Source organism: Microcoleus sp. B4-C1, from assembly GCF_036705285.1.
Classification (GTDB): Bacteria; Cyanobacteriota; Cyanobacteriia; order Cyanobacteriales; family Microcoleaceae; genus Microcoleus.
In genome coordinates, this window is sequence record NZ_JAUBUC010000052.1 from 44,220 (window position 1) to 50,219 (window position 6,000).

Here is a 6,000-nt window from a genome sequence, read left to right on the forward strand (position 1 = left end):
TAACTGCCCGACAGTCACTCGATCGCCACTAAGTGGCCTGCTGCAATCTTGATCATAAATTAAAGATCGCATCAGTCATTTATGGTATTGTAAGCGACAGGCTTAGTGCGAGCACTCACAAGCGCACCGGCGTGAAGAACCAGCGCCGTTAAGCACCGAAGGCAGTCACCCGCCAACAACTTCAACAGTTGCTGAGTGTGGAAAGTCCAGCCTTCCCCGTCAAAGCTCCTGCCTGAGCAGGAAAGATACGGGACGCAAGCGCCCGCCTTCGCTAGCTCAGCGCAGAGCAGTTCATATAGCAAAATATCCAGCGGGTACACACAAGATGAGTATCGTCACCAAATCAATCGTCAACGCAGACGCCGAAGCTCGCTACTTGAGCCCAGGTGAATTAGATCGGATCAAAAGCTTCGTCACCTCTGGTGAACGCCGCGTCCGCATCGCCCAAATTTTGAGCGAATCCCGCGAACGCATCGTCAAGCAAGCAGGCGACCAACTTTTCCAAAAGCGCCCTGATATTGTTTCTCCCGGCGGCAACGCTTACGGCGAAGAAATGACCGCAACTTGCTTGCGCGACATGGACTACTACCTGCGTTTGATTACCTACGGAATCGTAGCTGGCGACATTACTCCGATCGAAGAAATCGGTATTGTCGGCGTCCGCGAAATGTACAAATCTCTCGGCACCCCGATTGAAGCCGTCGCCGAAGGCGTTCGTGCTATGAAAAATGCAGCAAGTTCGCTGCTGTCTGGAGAAGATGCTTCCGAAGCTTCCTCTTACTTCGACTACGTTATCGGTGCGATGCAGTAAGGAATTTTGATTTTAGGTTTTCGATTTTAGATTGAAAAATTGGGGGTTGCCGGCAACAAGTTAAAAGCTATTGCAAATAACCAGCCAGTTAAAAATCTTAAATCCCACATCCCAAATTCCAAATTCTAGCTCCAAAATTGGACTGACTCAGCCACTTTCTAGGAAACAAGACAACCATGCAAGACGCAATTACCGCCGTTATCAATTCCTCTGACGTTCAAGGTAAGTACCTCGACATCAGCGCTCTAGACAAGCTCAAGAACTACTTCGCTTCTGGTGAACTGCGCGTCCGCGCCGCTACAGCCATCAGCGCTAATGCAGCCACAATCGTCAAAGAAGCAGTTGCTAAGTCTCTGTTGTACTCTGATGTAACTCGTCCCGGCGGCAATATGTACACCACTCGTCGTTATGCAGCTTGCATCCGCGACTTGGACTACTACCTGCGCTATGCCACCTACGCTATGCTAGCTGGCGACCCTTCCATCCTCGATGAGCGCGTGCTCAACGGTTTGAAAGAAACCTACAACTCCTTGGGCGTGCCCATCGGTTCTACCGTACAAGCAATCCAAGCAATGAAAGAAGTCACCGCCGGTTTGGTCGGTTCTGACGCTGGTAAAGAAATGGGCGTCTATTTCGACTACATCTGCTCTGGCTTGAGCTAAGACTCAGGAAGAAGGAAGAAGGAAGAAGGAAGTTCGGCAACGGATTCTGTAACGGATGTAACGGATGTAACGGATGTAACAGATTTCAGTCCGATGGAAGTCGGAAGAAGGAAGAAGATTTATTTCTTGCCTCTTTTAACTTTTTACTTTTTACTTTGGACTTTTTACCTTTGACTTTGAAAAGAGGTCAGGGAAGTTGAGAGTGATTGCTAGACCGTCAAAGGCTGGTCGAGAAAGCCCGACGAGTTTTAACGAGCTAGTTTTGACTCCTAACTCCCTGCCTTCAATCTTTAAAAAATCCATCTAATAATCTGTAAACCTACTCAGGAGTTAGTTTCCCATGAGAATGTTTAAGGTCACTGCTTGCGTCCCAAGTCAAACCCGCATCCGCACTCAGCGCGAATTGCAAAATACCTATTTTACTAAGCTCGTTCCTTACGACAACTGGTTCCGGGAACAGCAAAGAATTATGAAAATGGGCGGCAGAATTATTAAAGTGCAACTGGCTACCGGTAAGCCCGGAGCTAATACAGGTTTACTTTAAGAGCCGAAGCTGGATTAGTAGAGGGGTAAGAGGTCGCGATGACCTCTTTTTTGTTGTTATATAGCAATCCTCGCATCATTTGCATAATTATTGTAGGGGCAATCCCCCGTGGTTGCCCGATAGATAGGGGGTAGGCACGGGGACACTACCCCTACAAATTTATCTGAATCATTTAGGATTCCTCTAGTAGAAGGAAGAATGTCCAGCGTGGTTAATATAATTATGGACAAATATTTCAATAAGCAGAAAGTATAACTGCAATTATCGCTAACAAAACAGCAAGCATTTGTGGTAATGTAATAGCCTCTTTCAAGAATAAAGACGATAATAATATAGTAATCAGCGGGTAGATAGACGTAACACTCACTACATTGGCAACTTCACCTTTGGCAAGGGCTAGAAAAAATACTAATGATGCCACCGTACCACAAACGCCAACTACCATCGCAAACAAAATCCCCCTAACATCTCCCTCAAAACTAAAATTGTTAGTGTGGAAAATAATAAATAAAGTAGTTAAAATAGCGCCAATAGCTTCATAAACAAAAGCAGTTTTGTAGTCAATATATTTAGTCGCTAAATTGCCAAAAAATCCCCACAAACCATATAATAGCGAACAGATTAATGCGTAAATTAACCAATCTGGTACTTTAGCCATCTTTGTTAGAGTTTATTGAGAGCATTCTAAAATCCTATGGCTAATGACATTCGACGCTTGATTCCATTTCTTGACCCCAGCGCGTCTCAATGGGCCGCTGAGGCTCGGTGGCTAAGGTGGCTGACTTTTCTGTGGCTGTTTGTCGGGCTGACAGCATTGTTTTCGGCTTCCTATCCCATTGCAAATTATGAACTTGGAGACGGCCTTTATTATTTTAAACGACAGCTAATCGCAGTGGCGATCGGGCTGGCCGGCTTTAACTTGATAGTGTACTCCCCACTGCGCTACATCATGAAAACATCTCAGTTAGGCGTTTTATTGCTGCTGGGATTGCTCTGGTTGACCTTAGTTCCGGGAGTGGGAACCACAATCAACGGGGCGACTCGCTGGATATCTCTGGGCCCGGTTCCGATTATTCAACCTTCTGAGTTGATTAAGCCGTTTTTTGTTCTCCAAAGCGCCCGCATTTTCGGCAACTGGCCCCGGTTGACGAATAAAGTTCGCTTAACCTGGCTGTTAATTTTCGGCGCCATGCTGTTGGGAATTTTGTTACAGCCGAACTTAAGTACCACGGCTTTGTGCGGGATGACTTTGTGGTTGGTGGCTTTAGCGGCGGGCTTACCTTACTTGCAGTTGGGCGCAACGGCTATGGGGGGAATGCTTTTAGCGGTTTTAAGTATTAGTTTGAGGGAATATCAGCGCCGCCGGATTATGTCTTTTCTCAATCCTTGGGCTGATCCGATGCAAGACGGCTATCAGTTGATTCAAAGTCTCCTGGCTGTTGGTTCTGGGGGCATTTGGGGTGTGGGTTTGGGGATGTCGCAGCAAAAGTTATTTTATTTGCCGATTCAGTACAGCGATTTTATTTTTGCTGTGTTTGCTGAGGAGTTTGGTTTGGTGGGAGGTTTCTCGCTGTTGCTGATGTTGGCGGCTTACTCGACTGTGGCTTTGAGGGTAGCGATGAAGGCTCGAAATATTGAGTCTCAGTTGGTGGCGATTGGGGTGATGGTGGTGATGGTGGGACAGTCGCTGCTGAATATTGGGGTGGCGACGGGGGTTTTGCCGACTACGGGTTTGCCTCTGCCGTTTTTTAGTTACGGGGGTTCTTCGATGTTGGCGAGTTTGTTGTTGTCGGGGTTGCTGATTCGGGTGGCTAGAGAGAGTTCTGAGGCTGATGTGGTTTCTTTGGATGGACGCAGAGGGAAGCCGGAAAAGCCGAAGTTGCGATCGAACAACGGCACTGCACAAACGGAATAATTTGTCAATAGCAAACTAACCCGTTTTTTGGCAAAAATCGGGTTAGTTTATTACTTAAAAACTACTGGCAGAATACCAATTTATAGGAACCGGTATTGTAGGGAAGAACACTGATTTTGAGAAAAAAAGAAGTCAGCGCTCTTAAGGCAATTCGAGATTTATATCGTCACAGATGAAAGTCGATCGACTATTTCCGCCCGTCACCTTTATTGGGCGGTTCTTCTTGTTGTTCTTGAGGTTTAGCTGTGATCTCAGTTAATTCTTTTTTGTCTGGTTGCGGTGTTTCTTGAGTTGAGTTAGCCATTGAGTTTAGTCCTAAATAGATGCACCGCTTAATGATATCTTTTCCGGCTACAAATGTGTTGCTGTAGATAGGGAGAGGAAGAGCCAGACAAACAATTCTGATGCAATTCGATGAGAGCTTTAATATTAGACAGCATTATGTAGAGGCAAATGGCTGTCGCTTGCTATACTGCTGGAGGGTTGCAGCCAAACAAATCGGAGGCGGACGCAAAAACACCTTTGTTAAGAATTCAAGGCCGAGATGGCGCTCTCGAACGATTAACCCTTGCTGCTGCAATTTTCCCAGCATTCGCGTTACTGTTACCAGAAAGAATTGGTTTAAAGCCGGAACTGCGATCGGGAGAAATTAAAAAAAGACTATTCATTACTCCAATCCTCTTCCTTCCAGGTAGATGTCGCTATCTTGCGGTCAACATTCCACAGTCAACAGTCAACAGTCAACAGTCAACTGAACCGCGTCGTGCAAATCGCATTAGCAATATCTTGATGTGTCAAGCGGATATTCAAACCAGAGGCCTGTCAAAAGTTATGAAACTGCAAAAAATTGGATTGTCGGGACTGATCTCAATCTTGGCGACGCTGACTATAGGCGAGTTTCGATTTATCGCTAATTCTCAATTTAAAATCATCAATTCTCAAGTCTTAGCTCAAACTCCTGCTCAGCGGAAAGCCGAGGCAGACCGACTGGTACAGCAAGGGATTCAGCAGTTCCCGACCAGTCAATTTCAAGCTGCATTGCAGTCTTGGCAACAGGCACTAATAATTTATCAAGAAATTAAAGACCGCCAAAGCGAGGGGGAAGCTCTGGGATGTCTGGGATTTGCTTACCTTTCCCTGGGCGACTACGCCAAAGCCATCGAGTACACTCAGCAGTGGTTGGCGCTTGCGCGCGAAATTAAAGACCCCCAAAGCCAGCAGCTTGCTCTGAGTAATCTGGAAATTGCTTACGCTACCCTCGGCGACTACGCCAAAGCCATCGAGTACGCTCAACAGTTGTTGGCGATCGCCCGAGAAATTAAAGACCGCCAAAGCGAGGGGAAAGCTCTGGAAAATCTGGGAATTACTTACAAGTCCCTCGGCGACTACGCCAAAGCGATCGATTACGCTCAGCAGTTGTTGGCGATCGCCCGAGAAATAAAAGACCGCCAAAGCGAGGGGGCGGCTCTGGGAAATCTGGGATTTGCTTACAATTCCCTCGGCGACTACGCCAAAGCGATCGATTACACTCAGCAGCAGTTGGCGATCGCCCGAGAAATAAAAGACCGCAAAAGCGAGGGGGCGGCTCTGGGAAATCTGGGAATTGCTTACAATTCCCTCCGCGACTACGCCAAAGCGATCGATTACGCTCAGCAGTTGTTGGCGATCGCGCGCGAAATTAAACACCGCCAAAGCGAGGGGGCGGCTCTCAACAATCTAGCACTTGCTCTGGCCAAATCTGGCAATCTCCCAGCAGCAGAGAAAACCCTACTTGATAGTATTAAAGTTTCCGAATCTCTCCGTGCTGGATTAGAAGATGCCAATAAAGTGTCAATCTTTGAAACCCAAACTTACCCCTACGTCACTTTACAAGAAGTCTTCATTGCTCAGAAAAAAACTAATGACGCTTTAGAAATTGCCGAACGCGGTAGAGCCCGAGCTTTTGTGGAGTTATTGGCATCTCGCCTTGCCCCATCTGCCTCTTTCACAACCAGGGTGGATTAATTGTCGAGAGGCTAAATCAAGGCTATGAAGGCTATTGACCGACATTAGGCGAGGCATTTAACAG

General features: G+C 46.8%; 7 protein-coding genes. 5 read left to right on the forward strand and 2 right to left on the reverse strand.

What is annotated here, in order from left to right:
- Positions 1-325: 325 nt before the first annotated feature.
- The 3 genes from apcA to QUB26_RS20140 all read left to right on the forward strand — a co-directional run bounded on the left by apcA (position 326) and on the right by QUB26_RS20140 (position 2,017).
- On the forward strand, positions 326-811 hold the full coding sequence (gene apcA / locus QUB26_RS20130) for an allophycocyanin subunit alpha (protein WP_333036136.1): 486 nt from the start codon (positions 326-328) through the stop codon (positions 809-811).
- A 176-nt stretch (positions 812-987) separates the two neighbouring features.
- On the forward strand, positions 988-1,473 hold the full coding sequence (gene apcB / locus QUB26_RS20135; RefSeq protein ID WP_006634930.1) for an allophycocyanin subunit beta: 486 nt from the start codon (positions 988-990) through the stop codon (positions 1,471-1,473).
- 340 nt (positions 1,474-1,813) lie between these two features.
- Positions 1,814-2,017 carry a phycobilisome linker polypeptide gene (locus QUB26_RS20140; RefSeq protein WP_006634929.1) on the forward strand — a complete coding sequence of 68 codons (204 nt, stop codon included), beginning with the start codon at positions 1,814-1,816 and terminating at the stop codon, positions 2,015-2,017.
- Positions 2,018-2,252: 235 nt separating this feature from the next.
- Here QUB26_RS20140 and QUB26_RS20145 read toward each other — a convergent pair whose 3' ends face one another.
- On the reverse strand, positions 2,253-2,675 hold the full coding sequence (locus QUB26_RS20145) for an EamA family transporter (RefSeq protein WP_333244855.1): 423 nt from the start codon (positions 2,673-2,675) through the stop codon (positions 2,253-2,255).
- A 36-nt stretch (positions 2,676-2,711) separates the two neighbouring features.
- On the opposite strand from QUB26_RS20145, the gene QUB26_RS20150 reads away from it, so the two are divergent.
- The gene (locus tag QUB26_RS20150; RefSeq protein ID WP_333319383.1) at positions 2,712-3,932 is read left to right on the forward strand and encodes an FtsW/RodA/SpoVE family cell cycle protein; all 1,221 of its coding nucleotides are present in this window, start codon (positions 2,712-2,714) and stop codon (positions 3,930-3,932) included.
- A 439-nt stretch (positions 3,933-4,371) separates the two neighbouring features.
- Here QUB26_RS20150 and QUB26_RS20155 read toward each other — a convergent pair whose 3' ends face one another.
- Positions 4,372-4,524 carry a hypothetical protein gene (locus tag QUB26_RS20155; RefSeq protein WP_333244860.1) on the reverse strand — a complete coding sequence of 51 codons (153 nt, stop codon included), beginning with the start codon at positions 4,522-4,524 and terminating at the stop codon, positions 4,372-4,374.
- 239 nt (positions 4,525-4,763) lie between these two features.
- Here QUB26_RS20155 and QUB26_RS20160 point away from each other — a divergent pair, with 239 nt between their 5' ends.
- Positions 4,764-5,936, forward strand: a complete 1,173-nt coding sequence (locus tag QUB26_RS20160) for a tetratricopeptide repeat protein (RefSeq protein WP_333319385.1) — start codon at positions 4,764-4,766, stop codon at positions 5,934-5,936.
- Positions 5,937-6,000 lie beyond the last annotated feature (64 nt).

What these genes read in the sequence shown, in the direction of transcription:
- apcA (WP_333036136.1), top strand. Translation starts at nt 326, where the DNA reads ATGAGTATCGTCACCAAATCAATCGTCAACGCAGACGCCGAAGCTCGC.
- QUB26_RS20150 (WP_333319383.1), top strand. Translation starts at nt 2,712, where the DNA reads ATGGCTAATGACATTCGACGCTTGATTCCATTTCTTGACCCCAGCGCG.
- QUB26_RS20155 (WP_333244860.1), bottom strand. Translation starts at nt 4,524, where the DNA reads ATGCTGGGAAAATTGCAGCAGCAAGGGTTAATCGTTCGAGAGCGCCAT.
- apcB (WP_006634930.1), top strand. Translation starts at nt 988, where the DNA reads ATGCAAGACGCAATTACCGCCGTTATCAATTCCTCTGACGTTCAAGGT.
- QUB26_RS20145 (WP_333244855.1), bottom strand. Translation starts at nt 2,675, where the DNA reads ATGGCTAAAGTACCAGATTGGTTAATTTACGCATTAATCTGTTCGCTA.
- QUB26_RS20140 (WP_006634929.1), top strand. Translation starts at nt 1,814, where the DNA reads ATGAGAATGTTTAAGGTCACTGCTTGCGTCCCAAGTCAAACCCGCATC.
- QUB26_RS20160 (WP_333319385.1), top strand. Translation starts at nt 4,764, where the DNA reads ATGAAACTGCAAAAAATTGGATTGTCGGGACTGATCTCAATCTTGGCG.